Genomic DNA, 21,299 nt, shown 5'->3' with positions numbered 1-21,299 from the left:
TCTTGTTGTTTTTTGAGTGCAGTGTTGCGGACAGCGTTGAACAGCGGGTGGATCAGCCGCGGAACATGGGCTCAGGTAGCCCCTTGGTCCCCGTTTGAAGTGCAAACACACCACCCGCCAGCGGTTGATCAGACAGGTCACCGTCGGGGCGGATGGAGGTCACGAATAGCGTGCTCAGGTCGGTGCCACCAAAGGCGCACATCGCTGGCTTTTTAACCGGTACAGACAGTGATTGGTCGAGACGTCCATCAGGGGTGAACCGATGTATAAGCCCGGCGTCGTTGCCGCAAATCCAGTAACAACCGTCTTGATCGACAGCCGCGCCATCCGGGCGGCCGGGAAATGCGTTCATATCAACAAACACCCGGCGGTTATGCGCTGTACCGCTGTCAGTGTCGTAATCGAAAGCCCAGATCAGCTGTACGTCGGGGTGTGAGTCGGACAAATAAAGCGTGCGCCCGTCCGGGCTAAAGCCCAGGCCGTTGGGAACGATAAAGTCATCCAATTGCTTGCTGAGTTGGCCATCGGAGAAACGGTACAGCGCACCAGCTGATACACCGGCCGCCATATCCAGGAGCATGCTGCCCGCCCAGAAGCGGCCTTGACGATCGCAGCGGCCATCATTGAAACGCATACCGGCTTGCGCATGCTCGACACCAGCGAGCAGTTGGGTCTGCAAGCTGCCATCGTTTTGCGGTTGTAGGTCGAAGATGCCGCTTTGCATCGCGCCGATCCAGCCTTGACCATCTGCGCGACAGGCGATGCAAGCCAGCATTTCCTCGGCTTGCCAGCTCCGAGTTTGTGCGCTGGCTGCTCGCCAGTTGTGCAGGCGGCGGGCGGGAATATCGACCCAGTACAGCGATTGTTCCTGGATATTCCAGACCGGGCTTTCGCCAACGGAATTACCAGCGTCGAGTATCAATTCGGCTTGCATGTCGGTTTCTCTTATTATTTTTTCGGGGCCGATGATTAAGCAGCTGTGCTTACTCGAAAGGACCTGCGGCGACAAAGGCGCCACCTTGATAAATCGCAGCGGGGTCATCGGCTGCCACTGGCGGCTGCGCTTCAATTTTCTCGCGGAATACTTCTGAGCTGTCTTTAGCGCTGAAGCTTAAGTGCGCGGCATAGCGGTTGTCCCACCAGACTTGGGCGTTGTCTGACATGCCGTAGACAACGGTGTGGCCAACGTCGGCGCTGAACAGGGATTTTTCGATCAGTTGAGTCAGGTCATCGAAGCTCAACCACGTCGACATCATGCGACGGTTTTGTGGTTCCGGAAACGAGGAGCCAATACGGATGCTTACTGTCTCAATGCCGTAACGATCAAAGTAGAAGCTGGCCATGTCTTCGCCATACGACTTCGACAAGCCGTAATAACCGTCGGGGCGACGAGGGGAGAGGGCGTCGAGTTTCTGGTCCTGCTTATAAAAGCCGATTACATGGTTGGAGCTGGCGAAAATTACGCGTTTCACGCCATGCAGGCGAGCGGCTTCATAGATGTGGAAGGTGCCGCTGATGTTGGCGCTGAGGATTTCTTCAAACGGGCGCTCTACTGATACGCCACCGAAATGCAGGATGGCGTCGACGCCTTCGACCAGCGCATGCACGGCGGCCTTATTGGACAGGTCGCACGGCACTACTTCTTCGTGCGGGCCAGATGCTGGACTCATTTCAGCGATATCAGAAAGACGTATTACTTCGGCGTAAGGACGTAGCCGTTCGCGTAGAACTTTACCAAGGCCCCCGGCTGCGCCTGTTAGCAGTAGGCGCGAGAGACGTGGTTGGGCTGATGAGTTCGTGGTCATGAGGGGGCCTCTGACGTGTAAATTGTTATTGTTTGTGTGGTTATACGTTGTCGTATGACATTTGTGGGCTGATTTCAACAGGGCTTATGGCGCTTGTCAACGTGACTAAAGTCGATGTTTTCACGTTTAGGTTCAGGCTAAGTAATGGCAATAACCGACTGTTCTCATGGAAAGACCAGTCTAAAGTCCAGCCTAGAGCGCTGTTTATTGCGCGTGGACTAATGTATCAACAAGCGAGCAGGGCGGGATAGGCTGGGCTCAATCGCCTGTTGAGCATGTGCAGTCTGTCGGTAAGGTTAAAAAATGCAGTTGGCAATTTAGATAGTTGTACGATAACGTATTTCCTCGGTTTGGTACTTGTACCGCCTCCATAATTGCTTCCAGGGTGTTCGAATAATGAATCCACAAGAACTGAAGTCCATCCTCTCTTCCGGCCTGCTGTCTTTCCCGGTGACCGACTTCGATGCTGCCGGTAATTTCCGCGCTGATACCTATGCGCGTCGCCTCGAATGGCTGTCGCCATACGGCGCCACTGCACTGTTTGCTGCTGGCGGCACTGGCGAGTTCTTCTCGCTGGCGCCAGATGAATACTCATCCGTGATCAAAACAGCGGTCGATACCTGCGACGGCGGTGTGCCGATTCTGGCAGGCGTGGGCGGTCCAACGCGCATGGCCATTCAATACGCACAAGAAGCCGAGCGTTTGGGCGCTAAAGGCTTGCTGTTGTTGCCACATTATCTGACTGAAGCCAGCCAGGAAGGTGTCGCCGCTCACGTTGAGCAGGTGTGTAAGTCGGTAAAAATCGGTGTGGTGGTTTACAACCGCAACGTATGTCGCCTGAATGCCACACTGCTTGAGCAATTGGCTGAGCGCTGCCCGAACCTGATCGGTTACAAAGATGGTCTGGGTGATATCGAGTTGATGGTGTCGATCCGTCGCCGCCTCGGTGATCGTTTCAGCTACCTCGGCGGTCTGCCGACCGCAGAAGTTTACGCGGCTGCTTATAAAGCATTGGGCGTACCGGTTTATTCCTCGGCGGTGTTTAACTTCATCCCGAAAACTGCGATGGATTTCTACCGCGCCATCGCCCGCGATGATCACGCCACCGTTGGCAAGATCATTGATGACTTCTTCTTGCCTTATCTCGATATTCGCAACCGTCGTGCGGGTTATGCCGTGAGCATCGTCAAGGCTGGCGCCAAGATCGTCGGTCACGACGCTGGCCCAGTTCGCGCGCCGCTGACCGACCTGCTGCCAGACGAGTACGAACAACTCGCCGCGCTTATCGAGAAGCAAGGCGCGCAGTAATTCATCAGGAACCCTTGGCGCTATTTGGCTCAAGGGCTCGCTAAACATTCAACGCGCCGTGGCTAGCTGCGGCCTGTTACCTGGAGGCTCTTGTGGCTGAGACAAAACGCTTTGAAAACTTCATCGGCGGCGAATGGGTGGCCGGTGCCACTTATTCGGTAAACCGTAACCCGTCCGACCTGTCTGATGTGATCGGCGAATTCGCTCAGGCTGACGCCGCGCAAGCGGAGCAGGCAATCGCTGCTGCACGTGCTGCGTTTCCAGCTTGGTCGACCTCTGGCATTCAGGCTCGTAGCGACTCTCTGGATAAAGTCGGCAGTGAAATTCTGGCTCGTCGTGCCGAGCTGGGCGAATTGCTGGCTCGTGAAGAAGGCAAGACTTTGCCGGAAGCCATTGGTGAAGTGACCCGCGCGGGCAACATCTTCAAATACTTCGCTGGCGAATGCCTGCGCCAGTCCGGTGAAGTACTCGACTCGGTGCGCCCTGGTGTTTCAGTTGAGGTCACGCGTGAAGGTTTGGGCGTGGTCGGCTTGATCACACCGTGGAACTTCCCGATTGCGATTCCAGCCTGGAAAATTGCTCCAGCCTTGGCCTACGGCAATTGCGTTGTGATCAAACCAGCTGATCTGGTGCCAGGTTGCGCATGGGCAATTGCTGAAATCATCTCCCGTGCGGGCTTCCCAGCAGGTGTGTTTAACCTGGTGATGGGCAGCGGTCGCGTGGTGGGTGACGTTATTGTCAACAGCCCGAAAGTCGATGGCGTCAGCTTCACCGGTTCTGTCGGTGTAGGCCGCAGCATTGCCGCTGCTTGCGTAGCGCGTCAGGCGAAAGTGCAGTTGGAAATGGGCGGTAAAAACCCGCAGGTTATCCTCGACGACGCCGACCTGAAAGTCGCTGTCGAACTGGCGGTACAGAGCGCATTTTATTCGACCGGTCAGCGTTGCACTGCATCGAGCCGTTTGATTGTGACCGCGGGCATTTACGATAAATTTATCGAAGCCATGGCCGCACGCATGCAGTCGATCAAGGTCGGCAACGCCCTGGAAAAAGGCGTGGATATTGGCCCGGTTGTCTCTGAGTCGCAGTTGAATCAAGACTTGAGCTACATCGAAATTGGTAAGGCCGAGGGCGCACGTCTGGTCTGTGGTGGCGAGCGCGTCACTTGTGAAAAAGACGGTTACTACCTGGCGCCAACCTTGTTTGCTGACTCCACTGCCGACATGCGTATCAGCCGCGAAGAAATCTTTGGCCCAGTTGCCAACGTGATTCGTGTAGCTGACTACGACGAAGCACTGGCGATGGCCAACGACACCGAGTTTGGTCTGTCAGCGGGTATTTGCACCACTTCGCTGAAATACGCTAACCACTTCAAGCGTCACGCTCAAGCCGGCATGGTCATGGTCAACCTGCCAACCGCCGGTGTTGATTACCACGTACCGTTCGGTGGCCGTAAAGGCTCGTCCTACGGTTCACGTGAGCAAGGCCGTTACGCCCAAGAGTTCTACACCACAGTTAAAACGACCTACATCGGCTAAGCCCCGTCATGCACCTTCCCCGCTGGCCTGTACGGCGGTGAGGGTGCAGCCGAGCAGACTGCATTGATACGCGTACACCCTTCATAAAAATAATCTGGGTAAACGATTATGAACACATCTAGCAATGGCCACGCCTTCGCTGGCGCGCCAGTGATCACAGAATTGACTGTTGTGCCAGTTGCTGGCCAAGACAGCATGTTGATGAATCTGTCTGGGGCTCATGGCCCGTATTTCACCCGTAACATTCTTATTCTCAAAGACAATGCCGGTCATATCGGCGTTGGCGAAGTACCGGGTGGCGAATCCATCCGCCAGACCCTCGAAGACGCTCGTACCCTGCTGGTTGGCCAATCAATTGGCGACTACAACGGCATCCTCAATCGCGTGCGCAAGACCTTTGCTGACCGCGACTCTGGCGGCCGTGGTTTGCAGACCTTCGACCTGCGCATCACCATCCACGCTGTGACTGCCCTGGAAGCCGCTCTGCTTGACTTGCTCGGTCAGCACCTTGGCGTACCGGTTGCAGCCCTGCTGGGTGAAGGCCAGCAGCGAGATGCCGTGGAAATGCTCGGTTATCTGTTCTATGTCGGCGATAAGCAGCAGACCGATCTGGAATACCGTGATGAGTCCAATGCCGATGATGCTTGGTTCCGCGTGCGCAACCAAACCGCAATGACGCCTGAAACCGTGGTGCGCCAGGCTGAAGCGGCCTACGAGCGTTACGGCTTCAAAGACTTCAAGCTTAAAGGCGGCGTGTTGCAAGGCGCCGCAGAGGTCGAGGCGATTCGTGCCTTGGCTGAACGCTTCCCGGATGCGCGAGTCACCCTCGATCCAAACGGCGCCTGGTCGCTGAGCGAGGCCGTGTCGCTGTGCCGTGATCTACACGGTGTTCTGGCCTACGCAGAAGACCCATGTGGTGCTGAAAATGGTTACTCCGGTCGTGAAGTCATGGCTGAGTTCCGCCGCGCCACTGGCCTGCCAACCGCAACCAATATGATCGCTACCGACTGGCGCCAGATGGGGCACACCATCTCTTTGCAGTCGGTGGATATCCCGTTGGCTGACCCGCATTTCTGGACCATGGCCGGTTCCGTCCGCGTTGCCCAGATGTGCAACGAATGGGGCCTGACCTGGGGCTCACACTCGAATAACCATTTCGATATCTCGCTGGCGATGTTTACCCATGTGGCTGCCGCTGCGCCGGGTAAAGTCACGGCTATCGACACCCATTGGATTTGGCAGGACGGTCAGCACCTGACCCGTAACCCGCTGAAAATCGAAGGCGGTCTTGTCCAGGTGCCTAAAGCTCCGGGCATGGGCGTCGAGCTGGATTGGGATGCGCTGGCCAAAGCCCACGAGCTCTACAAGGCCAAAGGTCTTGGCGCACGCGACGATGCAATCGCTATGCAGTTCTTGATTCCGAACTGGAAGTTCGACAATAAGAAGCCTTGCATGGTGCGCTAAATAGTTCTGCAACTGACGCTACCTCTGGCGTCAGTTGCGCCTCCCAATCTTTGCTGAGTTAGCCAGATGTCCACAGTCAAGCAAGGCCGTGTGCGCTACAGCGTCCTGCTCATGCTATTTCTCGCCACCACGGTGACCTTCGCCGATCGCTCGAGTTTGTCGATCGCCGGATCAGCGTTGCAGGCAGATTTGGGTATTGATGCGGTTACGTTGGGCTATATCTTCTCCGCATTTGGTTGGGCCTATGTCATCGGCCAGATTCCCGGAGGCTGGCTGCTTGATCGTTTCGGCGCCAAGCGCGTCTATGTGATCACTTTGTTTTGTTGGTCAGTTTTCACCCTGCTGCAGGGTATAGCTGGCGTGTTGCCGCTGGCCTGGGCCGTGGTGACTTTATTTCTTTTGCGCATGGCGGTTGGTTTTGCCGGTGCGCCTTGTTTTCCCGGAAACGCGCGAATCATTGCCGCCTGGTTTCCCACTGCTGAGCGCGGTACGGCAACCGCTATTTCCAGTTCTGCACAATACGCAGCGACCGCTGTGTTTGCTCCGCTGATGGGCTGGGTGGTGCAGACAATGGGCTGGCAGCATGTGTTTGTGGTGCTTGGCGGTTTAGGGTTGCTGTTGTGCCTGGTATGGCTGAAAGTCATGTTTGGCCCGCGCGAACATCCCCGTATTGGCCAGGCCGAGTTCAACCACATCAAGGACGGCGGTGCCTTGCTCGACCTTGAACCACGCCCTGCTGGCGCGGCAGGTTTGCAAGGGCGCTACCTCAAGCTATTGCTGACGCAACGGACCTTGATCGGGATTTATTTCGGTCAGTATTGCAACAACGCGATTACTTATTTCTTTCTCACATGGTTTCCGGTGTATCTGGTGCAAGCCCGTGGCATGACCATTCTCACCGCCGGTTTTGTCACCTCATTACCGGCCATCAGCGGCTTTGTCGGTGGTGTGCTGGGTGGGCTGTTTTCCGATGGCTTACTGCGCCGTGGCTATTCATTGACCTTGGCGCGCAAGCTGCCGATTGTCAGCGGTATGTTGTTGTCGAGCTGCATTGTCTTATGCCTGTACGCGCAAAGTGATACCGCCGTTGTTGGATTAATGGCGTTGGCGTTTTTCGGTAAAGGTTTTGGCTCATTGGGCTGGACTCTGGTGGCAGATACCTCACCAAGACAAATCATCGGGCTGTCTGGTGGCTTGTTTAATACCTTCGGCAACCTCGCGGCGATCACCACGCCAATCGTGGTTGGCTACTTGGTTAGCCGTACGGGTTCATTTGATTCCGCGCTGATTTATGTTGGCGCAAACGCTTTGCTGGCGGTGATCAGTTACCTGTTCATCGTTGGTCGTATTCACAGGATCGAGCTAGGCATTGAGACTGGACCGGGGGCGAAAAACGCTCTGCTCGGGCCAGCCGCGTCTAAGTCAGCATCCTGATCCGTATTGAGAGGAGAGCATGTCCATGCAGTTGATTCCCCATCAGGATTCGCCGCGCTACATCCGTCTGCATCCGGCCGATAACGTCGGTGTGGTGGTTAATGAGCAGGGCGTTGCAGCAGGCGGTCGTTTTGACGACGGTCTTGAAGCTGTTGAAGGTATTCCGCAGAGCCATAAAGTCGCGCTGCAAGACATCGCCCTCGACGGCGAAGTCGTGCGCTATGGTGAAGTGATCGGCTACGCCCTGGAGCCGATTGTCGCCGGGCGCTGGGTGACTGAAGCGCAACTGCGCATGCCCGAGCCGCCAGCGTTGGATAACTTGCCGAAAGCGACGATTTCGGCGCCAGCGGTTGAGCCGTTGCAAGGCTACACCTTTGAAGGTTTTCGTAACCCGGATGGCACGGTCGGCACGCGCAATATTCTAGGGGTAACGACCACTGTGCAGTGCGTGGTTGGCGTGCTCGATCACTGCGTTGAGCGGGTGCGCAAAGAGCTGTTGCCCAAATATCCCTATGTCGATGATGTAGTTGCGCTGTCGCACAGTTATGGCTGCGGCGTGGCGATCAATGCGCCGGATGCGGTGGTGCCGATTCGCACGCTGTACAACATCAGCCGCAACCCTAATCTCGGTGGTCAGGCGTTGGTCATTAGCCTCGGCTGCGAGAAGCTGCAAGCCAGCCAGTTGATGGACGGTGATGCGCTGACCAACGGCATGGACGAAGAAGACTGGTTGTTCCGCCTGCAGGATTCCGGGACCGGCTTCGCTGGCATGATCGAGCAGATCATGCAGATGATCGATGCGCGTCTGCAGGTGCTAAATCAACGTCGCCGTGAAACCGTACCGGCCAGCGAATTATCGGTGGGCATGCAGTGTGGCGGCAGCGATGCGTTCTCTGGTATCACCGCTAACCCGGCGCTTGGCGTTGCCGCTGATTTGCTGGTGCGTGCCGGGGCTACCGTGATGTTCTCGGAAAACACCGAAGTACGTGACGGTATTCACCTGCTGACGCCGCGTGCCGCCACTGTAGAAGTGGCTGACGCACTGATCCGAGAGATGGATTGGTACGACCGTTATCTGCAGCGCGGCATGGCTGATCGCAGTGCCAACACCACCCCCGGCAACAAGAAAGGCGGGCTTAACAATATCGTTGAGAAAGCCATGGGCTCCATCGCCAAATCGGGCTCAAGCACGATTGCGGGAGTGGTTTCGCCGGGTGAGCGGATTCGCGGCAAGGGTTTGTGGTTTTGCGCGACGCCTGCCAGCGACTTTATCTGCGGCACCCTGCAAATCGCTGCCGGGATGAACCTGCATATTTTCACCACCGGTCGCGGTACGCCATACGGCTTGTCCATGGTGCCGGTGATCAAGGTGGCGACTCGCACCCAGTTGGCTGAGCGCTGGCCGGACCTGATTGATGTAGATGCCGGGCAAATCACTTCCGGGCGCATGACGCTGGAGGAAATGGGCTGGGCAATTTTCCAGCTGTATTTGGACGTCGCCAGTGGCAAGTCGCAAACCTGGGCTGAACGCCACCGTCTGCATAACGACTTGGTGTTGTTTAACCCGGCACCCGTGACCTGAGCCGGGGAGCCTCTAAAAAACTACTGCGCTCGATATTACTGGGGCAGCCCTTGCTGCGTTAAAAAACTGCTCAAAATGCTCATTTACAGAACGTAAGTCGAGCGCGACCCCGGTCGATTTTTCGCAGTTTTTTGCCCTGTACTACCTTCGCTCGCTACCTTTTTTAGAGGCCCCGGGTTTCGCTGCTTTGTCCCGCACTCAAAGGCGAGGCAAGGCACAAATGACAACAAGGCCTGAAGCGAGGCTATTGTGGAGGCGAAGGTGCTGCACGAAAAACTGATCCGCGACATTGAGCAAATAGTCGGTCCGTCAGGACTGATTACAGACGCCGAGCGTATGCAGAGCTATCTCAGCGACTGGCGTAATGCCTACACCGGCAAAGCGGCGATGGTTGTGCGTCCGGCGAGTACCGAAGAAGTTGCGGCGGTTGTACGGTTGTGTCACCAGGCAGGCGTCGCGATTGTGCCGCAGGGTGGCAATACCGGTTTGTGTGGCGGCTCGATCCCTGATCAGAGCGGTGCTCAGGTGGTGTTATCCCTGACCCGGATGAACGCCATTCGAGCCGTCGATACCGGCAATGAAACCATCACGGTCGAGGCCGGGGTCATTTTGCAGCGCTTGCAAGAAGCGGCTGCCGAAGTCGGGCGTTTATTCCCGTTGTCACTGGGCGCCGAAGGCAGCTGCACGGTAGGTGGCAACCTGGCGACTAATGCTGGCGGCACCGCCGTTTTGCGTTACGGCAATATGCGCGATCTGACCCTCGGGCTGGAGGTGGTATTACCCGACGGGCAAATCTGGAATGGCTTGCGTGGCTTGCGCAAGGACAACACCGGCTACGACCTTAAGCACCTGTTTATTGGCGCAGAAGGTACTTTGGGCATCATCACCGCCGCGGTGCTAAAACTCTATCCGGCACCACGCAGCACCACCACGGCGTGGGTAGCGTTGCCAAGTACTGAGGCAGCCATCGAGTTGATCGCCCTGATGCGCAGCCAATGCGGTGACCGCCTGACGGGCTTCGAGATGATGTCGCGCCAGAGTGTCGAGTTTGTGATCTCTCATGTTGCGGGCTGCAATGACTTGTTCGCGCAGGAGCACCCTTGGTATGTGTTGATCGAGGTGAGCGATACCCTGGCTGACGCACCACTGGGCGAGATGCTGGAAAACGCCTTGGCTGATGCCTTCGAGCGTGAGCTTGCGCTCGATGCGGTGATCGCCAGCAATCAGACGCAAGTGGCTGGATTGTGGGCTATTCGCGAGGGTATCTCGGAAGCGCAGAACCATGAAGGACCGAGCCTCAAACATGACATCAGTGTTTCGGTCAGTAGTATCCCAGCGTTTATAAAACTGACTGATCAGCGTTTGCTTGAGGCGTTTCCGGGTGTGCGTATCGTGGCTTACGGGCATGTCGGCGATGGCAATCTGCATTACAACATAAGCAAACCACTGGGCAGCGATGATGCACCGTTCAAGGCACAGGCCGAGGCAATCATGCAGGTTATCTATGATGCGACGCTGCAATTTCGCGGCAGCATCAGTGCCGAGCACGGTCTGGGCCAATCCAAGCGCGAAGCGGCGGTACGCTACAAAGATCCGCTCGAACTCAGATTGATGCAGTCGATCAAAACCACACTTGACCCTGCCGGGCTGATGAATCCCGGCAAGGTGCTCTGAAACGCCTACCGATAACTAAGGAACCCCATGACCCAAATTCTCCAGATTGGCCCCTTAAGTGAACGTTTCAACCAGGCGCTAGCCGCTGAGTACGAGGTTACAGCGCTGTGGCAGCAGGCTAAACCGCAGGCATTCTTACGCGCACACGGCGAACGGTTTGAGGTGGTGGCGACCTCGGCGCGCTTTGGCTTGAGTGCCGAGCAAATGGCGCTGCTGCCAAAGTTGCAAGCCATTTGTAGCTTCGGTGTTGGTTATGACGCCATCGCGGTAGAACAAGCCCGTGATCGCGGTATTCCGGTCAGCACCACGCCTGATGTGCTCACCGACTGCGTGGCTGATCTGGCCATGGGCATGCTGATTGATATAGCGCGTCGTATTGCTGAGTCAGATCGTTTTGTGCGCTCAGGCGACTGGGAAAAACGTGGCTTTCCCTTGGCCATGCGCGTGAGTGGCATGCGCATGGGTATTGTCGGTCTGGGCAGTATCGGCCAAGCCATTGCTCGCCGCGCGGGTGGCTTCGACATGCCGGTGCGTTACCACAGCCGGCGCCCTGTTGCCGGCAGCCCTTATGGCTATGAAGCCGATTTGCAGGAACTGGCGCGCTGGGCAGATTTTTTAGTGCTGGCATGTCCGGGCGGAGATGCTACCCGTAACCTGATCAACGCACCGGTGCTCGAAGCGCTGGGGCCGGAGGGGTATTTGATCAACATTGCCCGTGGTTCAGTGGTTGATGAGCCAGCGTTGGTCAACGCCTTGCAACAACACCAGATTGCAGGTGCTGCGCTTGATGTATTCGCTGCTGAGCCACACGTCCCACAAGCCTTGCGTGAGATGAGCAACGTGCTGTTATTGCCCCATGTTGGCAGCGCAACCGTGCAAACGCGTCGCCAGATGGAAGACGTGCTAACCGCCAATATCAAAGCGTTCGTCGAGTCAGGCAAGTTGTTGACGCCGCTTTGACTGGCAAGCGCTGAGGTCTGCTTTAAAGGCCTCAGCGCTGCAGTTACTTGGGCTGACGGTTAAGCGTTGTCTGGCAATTTAGCGATGACCTTGATCTCGAACTGGAAACCATAGAGCCAGGTTACGCCGACGCAGGTGACGTTAGGGAAGGGCGCTTCACCCCAAAACTCGGGCACAACCTGCCAGATTTTTTCGAAATGGCTTTCGGGATCGACGATAAACACGGTTACATCAACCACGTCATCAAAGCTGCAGTCAGCCGCTTGCAGAACCGCATTCAGGTTGGTGAATGCAAGCCGGACTTGATCCTCCAGGTTTGGCTCTGGCGAACCATCCTCCAGGCTACCAACTTGCCCGGACACGAATAGAAAGCCGTTGGAACGGACCGCCGGAGAATAGCGGTTGCGCTCATACAGTGCTTGGCGACCGGCCGGGAAAACAACATCACGATTATTCATAATCAGTCTCCATCAATGGGTCGTGTTTGACCCGGAATTAACCTGGAGCTGACTTTAGAAACTTGCGCTTGGGCGATAAACCAGCAACCTTAGTCATCACTGTTTGTGAATTCCAAACAATCCCTTGAAAGGCTGGGGTGCAATGGACCGTTTCGATGCGATGCAGGCATTTGCCCGGGTGGTGGAAACTGGCAGCTTTACCAAGGCTGCCGAAACCCTGCACATGAGTAAAACCACGGTGACGCAGCTGGTGCAGCAGCTTGAGGCGCGTTTACGGGTCAAGCTGCTTAACCGCACAACCCGCAAAGTTGCGGTGACAGCTGATGGCGCGGTCTTTTACGAGCGAGTGGTCAAGTTGCTCAATGATATGGATGACGCGGAGACGAGCCTGTCTGCGGCGTCTTCGCTGCCCCGTGGCCGCTTGCGTGTGGATGTGCCCAGCCCCTTTGCGCGGATGATATTGATACCGGCATTGCCAGCGTTCCATGCGCAATATCCCGACATTCAGATTGATATGGGCGTCAGTGATCGCATCGTCGATATTCTGGGTGAAAATGTGGATTGTGTGGTGCGCGGCGGCGAGATAACCGATCAGTCACTTGTGGCCCGGCGCATAGGTGACCTGCAGCTGGGCGTTTATGCCTCACCGAGTTACCTGCAACGCGTTGGCACTCCGACACATCCGCGAGAACTTGAAGACTCGGCGCAGCGCACCGTCGGCTTTATTTGGGCGCGCACGGGTAAAGCCCTGTCATATGCGCTGCGCCGTGGCGATGAACTACAGCAGGTACAGGGACGTTATGTGTTGGCGGTGGATGACGGCAACGCCTACCTGGCCGCCGGGCTGGCCGGTTTGGGCGTGCTTTGGCTACCGGACTACATGGCTAAATCCTGCGAGGCGAATGGCGAGTTGGTGCGCCTGTTCAAGGACTGGCAGCTAGAACCGATGCCGATGTATGTGGCCTTTCCTCCAAACCGGCATATTAGTATCAAGTTGCGGGTGTTTATCGAGTGGGTTGCCACGCTGATGGCGCAACATGCCCCGGTCGTTGACCGACGCTAGCCGATAAATGCGTGATCATGATCGCGTAGCCCGGTCACATAATTAGTCTAAAGTGCTCTGCGTGATCGGCTGGCGAGGGTGTTTTTTGCTGCCTCGTCTATAGTTTCTAGTTTTTACGCTCGCCATAAAAAATGGAGTTTGCGATGCGCAACAAAGGAATATTGCTTGGCCTTGTACTGGGGTTGCTCGGTGCCTGTGATTCATCTTCTGATTCTGCACAGGTTACGGCGTCACCTGAACCTGAAGTGCCGGTAAGCGCACCTGCCGCCAGCAATTCCGCAGTGCCCCAACCTGCAGTTGACCGCGAGGCACTGGCCAAGCGTTACGCGGGTCGTGAGTTGACTGTTGCTGATGCATCCGAGGTGCAACTTGATGGCGCGAGTGCACTGTCGGTGAGCTTTTCTGTACCGCTTGATCCCGAGCAGAATTTTGCTGAGCGCTTGCACTTGGTCGACACCAAGACCGGTAAGGTCGATGGTGCGTGGGAGTTGGCCGACAACTTGATGGAGTTGCGTCTGCGCCACCTTGAGCCGCAGCGTAAATTGGTCCTCACGGTTGATGCTGGCGTGCGCGGTTTGAATGGCGCCACGCTTGGCACTGAGAGCATTACCCGGCTGAAGACCCGAGACCTGCAAGCCAGCGTTGGTTTTGCCAGCCGGGGTTCGCTTTTGCCGACCCGTCTGGCTGAAGGTTTGCCAGTGATTGCGCTGAACGTCGACAAGATCAATGTTGAGTTCTTTCGCATCAAACCGGAGTCGTTGCCCAAGTTCCTCAGTCGCTGGGGGCGTAACGCCAACCTTGATACCTGGGATGCAAAATCGTTGCTGCCCATGGCCGATCTGGTCTACGGCGGTCGGTTCGATTTGAACCCTGCGCGCAACACACGTGAGTCGCTGGTGTTGCCGATCACCGGGCTTGAGCCGTTCAAGCAGCCCGGCGTGTATTTGGCGGTGATGCGTGCGGCGGGTGCTTACAGCTATTCGCAGCCAGCAACGCTATTCACCCTGAGCGATATTGGTTTGTCCGCGCATCGTTATCACAACCGACTGGATGTATTCACTCAGGCGTTGGAAGGGGGAGAAGCGCAGGAAGATGTTGCCCTTGAACTACTTGATGCCAAAGGTCAGGTGCTGAGCACCGCCACGACTGACAGTAAGGGCCACGCGCAAATGCCGCTGACCGACAAAGCCGATGTGCTGTTGGCGCGCCAAGGTGCGCAAACGAGCTTGTTGCGTTTGAACAGTTCGGCGCTGGATTTGGCTGAGTTTGATATCGCAGGTCCTAAAGCACACCCGTTGCAGTTCTTTGTGTTTGGCCCGCGTGATCTTTATCGACCCGGTGAAACAGTGCTGCTCAATGCGTTGCTGCGAGACGCCGATGGCCGCCCGCTGAAGTCGCAGCCAGTGAATGTCGAAGTACGTCGTCCGGATGAGCAGGTCAGCCGTAAATTCGTCTGGACTGGCGATGATGCAGGTTTTTATCAATATCAACTGCAACTGGCTGAAGAGGCACCCACCGGCCGCTGGCAGTTGGTTCTGGACTTGGGCGATGGTTCGCCACAACTGTATGAGTTTTCGGTTGAAGACTTTTTGCCCGAGCGTTTGGCGTTGGAGCTAAAAGGCAGCGAACAACCGCTGGCGCCGCAGCAAGATGCACAGTTTGAAGTTACGGGACGCTATTTGTATGGCGCCCCAGCCGCTGGTAATCGCATCAGCGGTCAAGTCTATGTGCGGCCATTACGCGAGGCGGTGAAGAGCTTGCCCGGTTATCAATTTGGTTCGGTGACCGAGGAAGAACTTAATCAGGACATCGAGCTGGATGAGCAAAAGCTTAATCAGCAGGGTAAAGCGACGCTGAATGTCGAGTCGCGTTGGGCTGAGGCCAAGTCGCCAGTGCAGTTGATTCTACAAGCCAGTCTGCAGGAGTCTGGCGGTCGGCCGATTACCCGGCGTTTGGTGCAGCCGGTATGGCCAGCCGAGCGCATGCCAGCGGTGCGCGGCCTGTTCTCTGGCGAAGAGGTTGATGCCGATAGCCAGGCTGAGTTCGAAGTGCTGGTGGCTGATCCACAAGGCAATAAGCTGGCGGCTGATCAACTCACTGTGCGCTTGGTTCGTGAGCGCCGTGATTACTACTGGAACTTCTCGGACAACGATGGCTGGAGTTATCACTACAACGAGAAGTACCTGAATCTCAGTGAGGAAACCCTCAGCGTTGCGGCGGATGGCACTGCCAAAGTCAGTTTCCCGGTGGAGTGGGGGCCATACCGCGTCGAAGTGCTTGATGCGCAAACCGGCATGCTTAGCAGCATGCGGTTCTGGGCCGGTTATCGCTGGCAAGACAACGCCGACGGCGGTGCGGTGCGTCCCGATCAGGTCAAACTGGCCCTGGATAAACCGGCTTACCTGGCTGGCGGGGCGGCCAAGGTAACAGTCACTGCACCGGCGGCAGGCAAAGGTTATCTGCTGGTTGAGTCGAGCGATGGACCGCTGTGGTGGCAAGAAATTGAAGTGCCCGCCGAGGGTAAGAGTTTTGACATTCCAATCGCCAATGAGTGGGCACGTCATGACCTGTATATCAGTGCATTGGTGGTTCGCCCCGGTGAGCGCACAACCAATGCCACGCCTAAGCGCGCAGTGGGTTTGTTGCACCTGCCGTTACAGCGTGCTGATCGCAAGTTGCAGGTGAATCTGCAGGCGCCTGAGAAAATGCGTCCGCTGCAACCGCTGAGCGTCAAGGTCAAGGTGCGTAACGCTGACGGCAGCATTCCCAAGCAAGCGCAGGTGCTGGTTGCGGCGGTTGACTCGGGAATCCTCAATATCACTGATTACGCAACGCCAGACCCATTCGCCAACTTCTTCGGTCGCAAAGCCTATGGCGCTGATCAGCTTGACGTCTACGGCCAACTGATCGAGGCCGGGCAAGGGCGCATGGCTAAATTAGCGTTCGGTGGTGACGCGGCGCTGGCCGCGGGCGGCAAGCGTCCGGATACCAGTGTGCTAATTGTCGCCCTGCAAGCCAAGCCGTTGAGTCTCGATGAGCAAGGCGAGGGCGTCGTCAGTCTGGATATACCGGACTTCAATGGTGAACTGCGCTTAATGGCGCAAGCCTGGAGTGCTGATCATTTCGGCATGGCCGAGGCTAAAACTGTAGTCGCCGCACCGTTGGTGGCTGAGTTGTCGGCGCCACGCTTTATGGCCGGGGGCGACCAGACTACCTTGGCGCTTGATCTGACTAATCTCTCGGGGCAGGCGCAAACGCTCAAGGTCAACGTCACTGCCAGCGGCCAGTTGCGCAGTGATTACGCTGAGCAAGCGCTGCAACTCAAGGACGGCCAGCGCAGCACCCTGCATATTCCGGTCAGTGCCTTGGGCGGTTATGGCCAGGGTCATATCAAGGTCGCGGTGCAGGGCTTGAGCGTGCCGAATGAAGTACTTAAACCCTTTGCCCGCGATTGGGATCTGGGTGTGCGCCCAGCGTATCCGGCACAAGTAAGGCAGTACCGCAGCGTGATCAAGGATCAGCCGTGGAGCTTGCCAGACGGCGCACTCGATATATTCGAGGCAGCCGGGCTTGAGGCGCGCTTGGCGGTATCGAGCCGTCCGCCACTTAACTTGGGCGAGCAGATTCGCGCGCTCAAGGCTTACCCCTACGGCTGCCTTGAACAAACCACCAGTGGCCTGTATCCATCGCTGTATGCCGATGCCAGCACCCTTAAGCGTTTAGGTATCACCGGTGAACCGGAGGCGCAGCGTAAGCGCTCGATTGAGTTGGGTATTGAGCGCTTGCTAAGCATGCAGCGCTATAACGGCAGCTTTGGCCTGTGGGGCGCGGACAGCCCGGAAGAGTACTGGCTCACCGCCTATGTAAGTGACTTCCTGCTGCGAGCGCGTGAACAAGGCTTTGCGGTGCCCGCAGAGGCGCTTAAAAAGGCCAATGAGCGACTGCTGCGCTATGTGCAGGAACGTAATCTGGTGGATGTTGATTACAGCCAGAATGTCGAGCACAGTCGTTTTGCCGTGCAGGCCTACGCCGGTTACGTGCTTGCGCGCAGCCAGCAAGCACCGCTTGGCGCATTGCGCAGTCTGTATGACCGGCGTGGTGATTCACGCTCAGGCCTGCCGCTGGTGCAGCTGTCGATTGCCTTGGCGAAGATGGGCGACCAACCGCGCGCTGACTCCGCATTGGCTGATGGCTTAACGCGCCAGCGTGTGGCTAATAGCTGGCTGGCGGATTACGGCAGCCAGTTGCGCGATGATGCATTGATTCTTGCCCTGCTCGAAGAGAATGATCTAGCGTCGAACAGCCGCGAACAGCGCTTGTTCAACTTGGCCGACGAGGTGGCGAGTAATCAGTGGTTGTCGACTCAGGAGCGCAATGCGCTGTATCTGGCGGGGCGTAACCTGCTGAACAAGCCTGAGCCAGCCTGGAATGCAGTGCTGCGCAGTGGCGACTTCAACTTTGATCTGAGTAATCAACAATCCGGTATCAAGCTTGAGGGTGCTGAGCTTGCTGCGCCGCTGAATATCAGCCAGCAAGGTGATGAGGCGCTGTATCAGCAACTGACTATTTCAGGCTATCCGGCGCAAGCGCCGATCGCTGGAGGTGAGAATCTGACCATTGAGCGTGATTACCTGGGCATGGACGGCAAGCCGTTGAACCTGAGGGATTTGCAAAGTGGTCAGTTGGTGCTGGTGCATCTCACGGTGCGGGCTAAAGAGCAGCGTGTGCCTGATGCCTTGGTGGTTGATCTGTTACCGGCGGGTCTGGAGCTGGAGAATCAAAACCTGGCGCAAAGCGCTGCGAGTCTGGATGACGCCAGTAGCCAGGTGAAGGAATGGCGCGAGTCGATGCAGAACGCTGGGGTTAAGCATCAGGAGTTTCGGGCCGATCGTTATGTCGCAGCGCTGGATGTGAGCCGTTACCAAAGCAGTCACTTACTCTATCTGGCGCGGGCGGTAACGCCGGGTAGCTATCGTGTGCCGCCGCCGCAGGTGGAGTCGATGTATCGACCTAACTGGCAGGCATTAGGGACTGCGCCAGCGCGCATGGTGGTCAAGCCGCGTTGATGGTTTTGCAGCCCGTGGCTATTGGCTGGGGCAGCCCGTGCTGCCCCAGCATCGGCTGCCGCTAATACCTGGCGCAGTAGCTTTCGGCGGTTCCTTAGGCAATCAAGCCGCTCAGCAGCCACAAGCCGAGGAACGCCCAGATTAAACCGGCGATAATCCCCGCGCGCATAAAAGCGCGAACTGCCTTGTAGAGCATCAGTAAGCCAATGAGCAGGACCACAACGCTGAGGATGGATGGGGTAATGCCAAGGGTTTTCGACATGCCATTGATAAAGCCACCAATGGCACCGCCAAATGCATTAAAAAATCCGCTAAGGCCATCAACTATAAACTTCACTACGGCGCCAAACGCCTGGCCGAGTGATTCAAAAAATCCCGCTACCTGCATACTGTTATTCCCTTTAATTCTGGGCTCACTATACCTGAGCCTGAGCAGCTTACCTTGGCCTGTGCCATTCATTCGCCCCTGCTGCTGGCGTATTGGTCTGCAAAGGGTGGTGTCGGGTTCCCGTACGTGGGTTAAATATTTGATGCGGTGGATGTTAGTTTGACTCGCCATTTACTCCGTCGTTGGCAGCGGGTGCCGATCCGCTGGCGGCTGTTGATTGGCGTGCCGGTGATGGTCTTCGCCGGCCTTCTCATACTCGATAAGCTGTTTCCCTTGCCGATGCCAGGGGATGATCAGGCACGGGTGGTGTTAGCCGAAAATGGCACGCCGCTGTGGCGCTTCGCCGATGCTGAAGGTGTGTGGCGTTACCCCGTGACGGTTGATCAAGTATCGCCGTATTACCTGCAAGCGCTGCTGACTTATGAAGATCGCTGGTTCTATCAGCATCCGGGGGTTAACCCCTTGGCGGTGTTGCGTGCAGGCTGGCAAAACCTCAAGGGCGGACGGGTTGTTTCAGGCGGAAGTACGCTGTCGATGCAGGTGGCGCGGTTGCTCGACCCACACTCGCGCAGCGTGGCGGGCAAGCTCAAGCAAGTGTGGCGCACAGCGCAGCTTGAATGGCACTTGTCGAAGGATCAAATTCTTACGCTGTACCTCAATCGCGCCCCATTTGGCGGCACGCTGCAGGGCGTGGCCGCCGCAAGTTGGGCCTATCTCGGCAAATCACCGAGCCAACTGACACGTGCTGAAGCGGCTTTGCTCGCCGTACTGCCACAGGCTCCGAGCCGCTTGCGCCCAGACCGTCATCCGCAACGTGCGCAAGCAGCGCGGGACAAGGTTTTGCAGCGCCTTTCCGCCTTCGATGTGTGGCCGCAATCAGCGGTTAATGATGCGCTGGAGGAGCCGGTGCTACTGGCGCCAAGGCAAGCACCGCGTTTAGCCCCTTTGCTGGCTCGGCGTTTGAACAATCCGGCGAGCCCAGCGTTGATTCACACAACCATCGATGCCGCCTTGCAGCGCCGACTTGAAGATTTGTTGATGGGCTGGAAAGCACGCTTGCCTGACCATACCTCGGCGGCAATATTGGTAGCTGAGTTACCCAATATGGCGGTTCGCGCCTATCTCGGTTCGGTTGATCTGGCGGACACCCAGCGCTTTGGTCACGTGGATATGGTCAGCGCGACACGTTCGCCGGGCTCGACCCTTAAACCATTTTTATATGGCATGGCGCTGGATGCTGGGCTGATTCATTCTGAATCGCTGCTGCAAGACGTGCCGCGCCGCTACGGTGATTATCGCCCCGGTAACTTTGCCGCGGACTTCAGCGGCCCAGTGTCGGTGAGTTCAGCGCTCGCCCGCTCGCTGAATTTACCGGCGGTGCAATTGCTTGAAGCTTATGGGCCAAAACGCTTTGCCGGAGAACTGCGCAGTGTCGGTGTTCCGCTGGCCTTGCCTGCGATGGCGGAACCTAACTTGTCGTTGATTCTGGGTGGCGCGGGTAGCCGTCTGGAAGAGTTGGTCAGTGGTTACAGCGCATTCGCCCGTGCTGGCAAGGTTGCGCGTTTGCGCTATCAACCCCTGGACGCGCTGTATGAGCGGCGATTGTTGTCACCCGGCGCTGCCTGGATTGTCCGGCGGATTCTTAGCGGTCAGGCGCGGCCCGACACTGATCCACATGCGGACTTGGTGCAACGTCCAACGCTGGCGTGGAAAACCGGCACCAGTTATGGCTTTCGCGATGCGTGGGCGATTGGCGTGGCACCGCGCTACGTGATTGGGGTGTGGATCGGTCGTCCAGATGGCACCCCGGTTGCAGGTCAGTTTGGCTTGGCTTCGGCGGCACCGTTGTTGTTGCAGGTGCATGATTTGCTGGTCAATCGCGACAGCCAGCGAGGCATTGCCCTACCGCGTGAGCCAAAACCCGCGAGTGTTGGCGTTGCCGCGATTTGTTGGCCGCTGGGGCAGCCACTCGACAGTAAGAGTGATAATTGTCGGCGGCAGCGTTTCGCCTGGACGTTGGACGGCACCACTCCGCCGACCTTGCGCGCTCAAGAGCAACCGCTGGGGCTTGGCCTGCTTGAGCGGGTCTGGCTGAATCCGCAGCAGTTGCGCGTCGATGCCGGTTGCCCCGGAGCTATCGCGCGTGACGTGGCGCTTTGGCCCGCGCCGCTGGAGCCTTGGCTGCCACGCAGTGAGCGCCGTGCCGCTCGCTTGCCCGCTGTTGATAGCGCATGTGCGCCTCATGCGGCTCCAGGCGCCGCGCCACTGACAATCGTTGGCGTGCGTGAGGGTGATCGCCTGCGACAGCCCGCGACCAGTAATCAAGCGTTGCGCATTGAGTTGTCTGCGCTGGGCGGTAGCGGTCGCCGGTGGTGGTTTTTAGAGGGGCAGCAAGTCGCGGAAACAGCTGCGGATGAGCGTTTTGTTCACGTATTCAAGCGCACCGGTGAATTTCAATTAAGTGTGCTTGATGAGAGCGGGCAGACCGCCTTGCTACGCTTCAGCGTGCTTCCGTAGGCGGGAAGAATACAGCTGACTGTACAGCCATAATTTAGCCTGACT

Annotated in this window: 14 protein-coding genes; 10 read left to right on the top strand and 4 right to left on the bottom strand. The window is 57.2% G+C overall.

The window, feature by feature from the left end; genetic code table 11:
- Window positions 1–52 precede the first annotated feature (52 nt).
- Together B9K09_RS19055 and B9K09_RS19050 are read right to left on the bottom strand one after the other, a co-directional pair.
- The gene (locus tag B9K09_RS19055) at window positions 53–934 is read right to left on the bottom strand and encodes an SMP-30/gluconolactonase/LRE family protein (RefSeq protein ID WP_087518294.1); all 882 of its coding nucleotides are present in this window, start codon (window positions 932–934) and stop codon (window positions 53–55) included.
- 49 nt (window positions 935–983) lie between these two features.
- The gene (locus tag B9K09_RS19050) at window positions 984–1,805 is read right to left on the bottom strand and encodes an NAD(P)-dependent oxidoreductase (protein WP_087518293.1); all 822 of its coding nucleotides are present in this window, start codon (window positions 1,803–1,805) and stop codon (window positions 984–986) included.
- 396 nt (window positions 1,806–2,201) lie between these two features.
- Between B9K09_RS19050 and kdgD the strand changes: the two genes are divergently transcribed.
- From kdgD to B9K09_RS19015, 7 genes are all read left to right on the top strand, one after another.
- Window positions 2,202–3,113, top strand: coding sequence for a 5-dehydro-4-deoxyglucarate dehydratase (kdgD, locus tag B9K09_RS19045; protein ID WP_087518292.1), 912 nt, complete (start codon window positions 2,202–2,204; stop codon window positions 3,111–3,113).
- A gap of 92 nt (window positions 3,114–3,205) precedes the next feature.
- Window positions 3,206–4,648 carry an aldehyde dehydrogenase family protein gene (locus tag B9K09_RS19040; RefSeq protein ID WP_087518291.1) on the top strand — a complete coding sequence of 481 codons (1,443 nt, stop codon included), beginning with the start codon at window positions 3,206–3,208 and terminating at the stop codon, window positions 4,646–4,648.
- A 108-nt stretch (window positions 4,649–4,756) separates the two neighbouring features.
- The gene (gudD, locus tag B9K09_RS19035; RefSeq protein ID WP_087518290.1) at window positions 4,757–6,112 is read left to right on the top strand and encodes a glucarate dehydratase; all 1,356 of its coding nucleotides are present in this window, start codon (window positions 4,757–4,759) and stop codon (window positions 6,110–6,112) included.
- 66 nt (window positions 6,113–6,178) lie between these two features.
- Window positions 6,179–7,546, top strand: coding sequence for an MFS transporter (locus B9K09_RS19030; protein WP_087518289.1), 1,368 nt, complete (start codon window positions 6,179–6,181; stop codon window positions 7,544–7,546).
- Window positions 7,547–7,571: 25 nt separating this feature from the next.
- Window positions 7,572–9,128, top strand: a complete 1,557-nt coding sequence (garD, locus tag B9K09_RS19025) for a galactarate dehydratase (protein ID WP_087519173.1) — start codon at window positions 7,572–7,574, stop codon at window positions 9,126–9,128.
- Window positions 9,129–9,392: 264 nt separating this feature from the next.
- On the top strand, window positions 9,393–10,802 hold the full coding sequence (locus B9K09_RS19020) for an FAD-binding oxidoreductase (protein ID WP_256574326.1): 1,410 nt from the start codon (window positions 9,393–9,395) through the stop codon (window positions 10,800–10,802).
- A 27-nt stretch (window positions 10,803–10,829) separates the two neighbouring features.
- Window positions 10,830–11,762 carry a 2-hydroxyacid dehydrogenase gene (locus B9K09_RS19015; RefSeq protein WP_087518288.1) on the top strand — a complete coding sequence of 311 codons (933 nt, stop codon included), beginning with the start codon at window positions 10,830–10,832 and terminating at the stop codon, window positions 11,760–11,762.
- 59 nt (window positions 11,763–11,821) lie between these two features.
- Here B9K09_RS19015 and B9K09_RS19010 read toward each other — a convergent pair whose 3' ends face one another.
- The gene (locus B9K09_RS19010) at window positions 11,822–12,220 is read right to left on the bottom strand and encodes a RidA family protein (protein WP_087518287.1); all 399 of its coding nucleotides are present in this window, start codon (window positions 12,218–12,220) and stop codon (window positions 11,822–11,824) included.
- Window positions 12,221–12,362: 142 nt separating this feature from the next.
- Here B9K09_RS19010 and B9K09_RS19005 point away from each other — a divergent pair, with 142 nt between their 5' ends.
- Window positions 12,363–13,283, top strand: coding sequence for a LysR family transcriptional regulator (locus B9K09_RS19005; protein WP_087518286.1), 921 nt, complete (start codon window positions 12,363–12,365; stop codon window positions 13,281–13,283).
- 143 nt (window positions 13,284–13,426) lie between these two features.
- Window positions 13,427–18,349: an alpha-2-macroglobulin gene (locus B9K09_RS19000; RefSeq protein WP_087518285.1), complete on the top strand. Its 4,923-nt coding sequence runs from the start codon at window positions 13,427–13,429 to the stop codon at window positions 18,347–18,349.
- A gap of 94 nt (window positions 18,350–18,443) precedes the next feature.
- On the opposite strand, the gene B9K09_RS18995 is transcribed toward B9K09_RS19000, so the two are convergent.
- Window positions 18,444–18,737: a hypothetical protein gene (locus B9K09_RS18995; RefSeq protein WP_087518284.1), complete on the bottom strand. Its 294-nt coding sequence runs from the start codon at window positions 18,735–18,737 to the stop codon at window positions 18,444–18,446.
- Between the two features lie 192 nt (window positions 18,738–18,929).
- Here B9K09_RS18995 and pbpC point away from each other — a divergent pair, with 192 nt between their 5' ends.
- Window positions 18,930–21,254 carry a peptidoglycan glycosyltransferase PbpC gene (gene pbpC, locus B9K09_RS18990; protein WP_256574325.1) on the top strand — a complete coding sequence of 775 codons (2,325 nt, stop codon included), beginning with the start codon at window positions 18,930–18,932 and terminating at the stop codon, window positions 21,252–21,254.
- Window positions 21,255–21,299 lie beyond the last annotated feature (45 nt).

The sequence above is a fragment of the Pseudomonas sp. M30-35 genome (assembly GCF_002163625.1).
Lineage (GTDB): Bacteria > Pseudomonadota > Gammaproteobacteria > Pseudomonadales > Pseudomonadaceae > Aquipseudomonas.
This window is presented reverse-complemented; position numbering and strand designations above follow the sequence as displayed.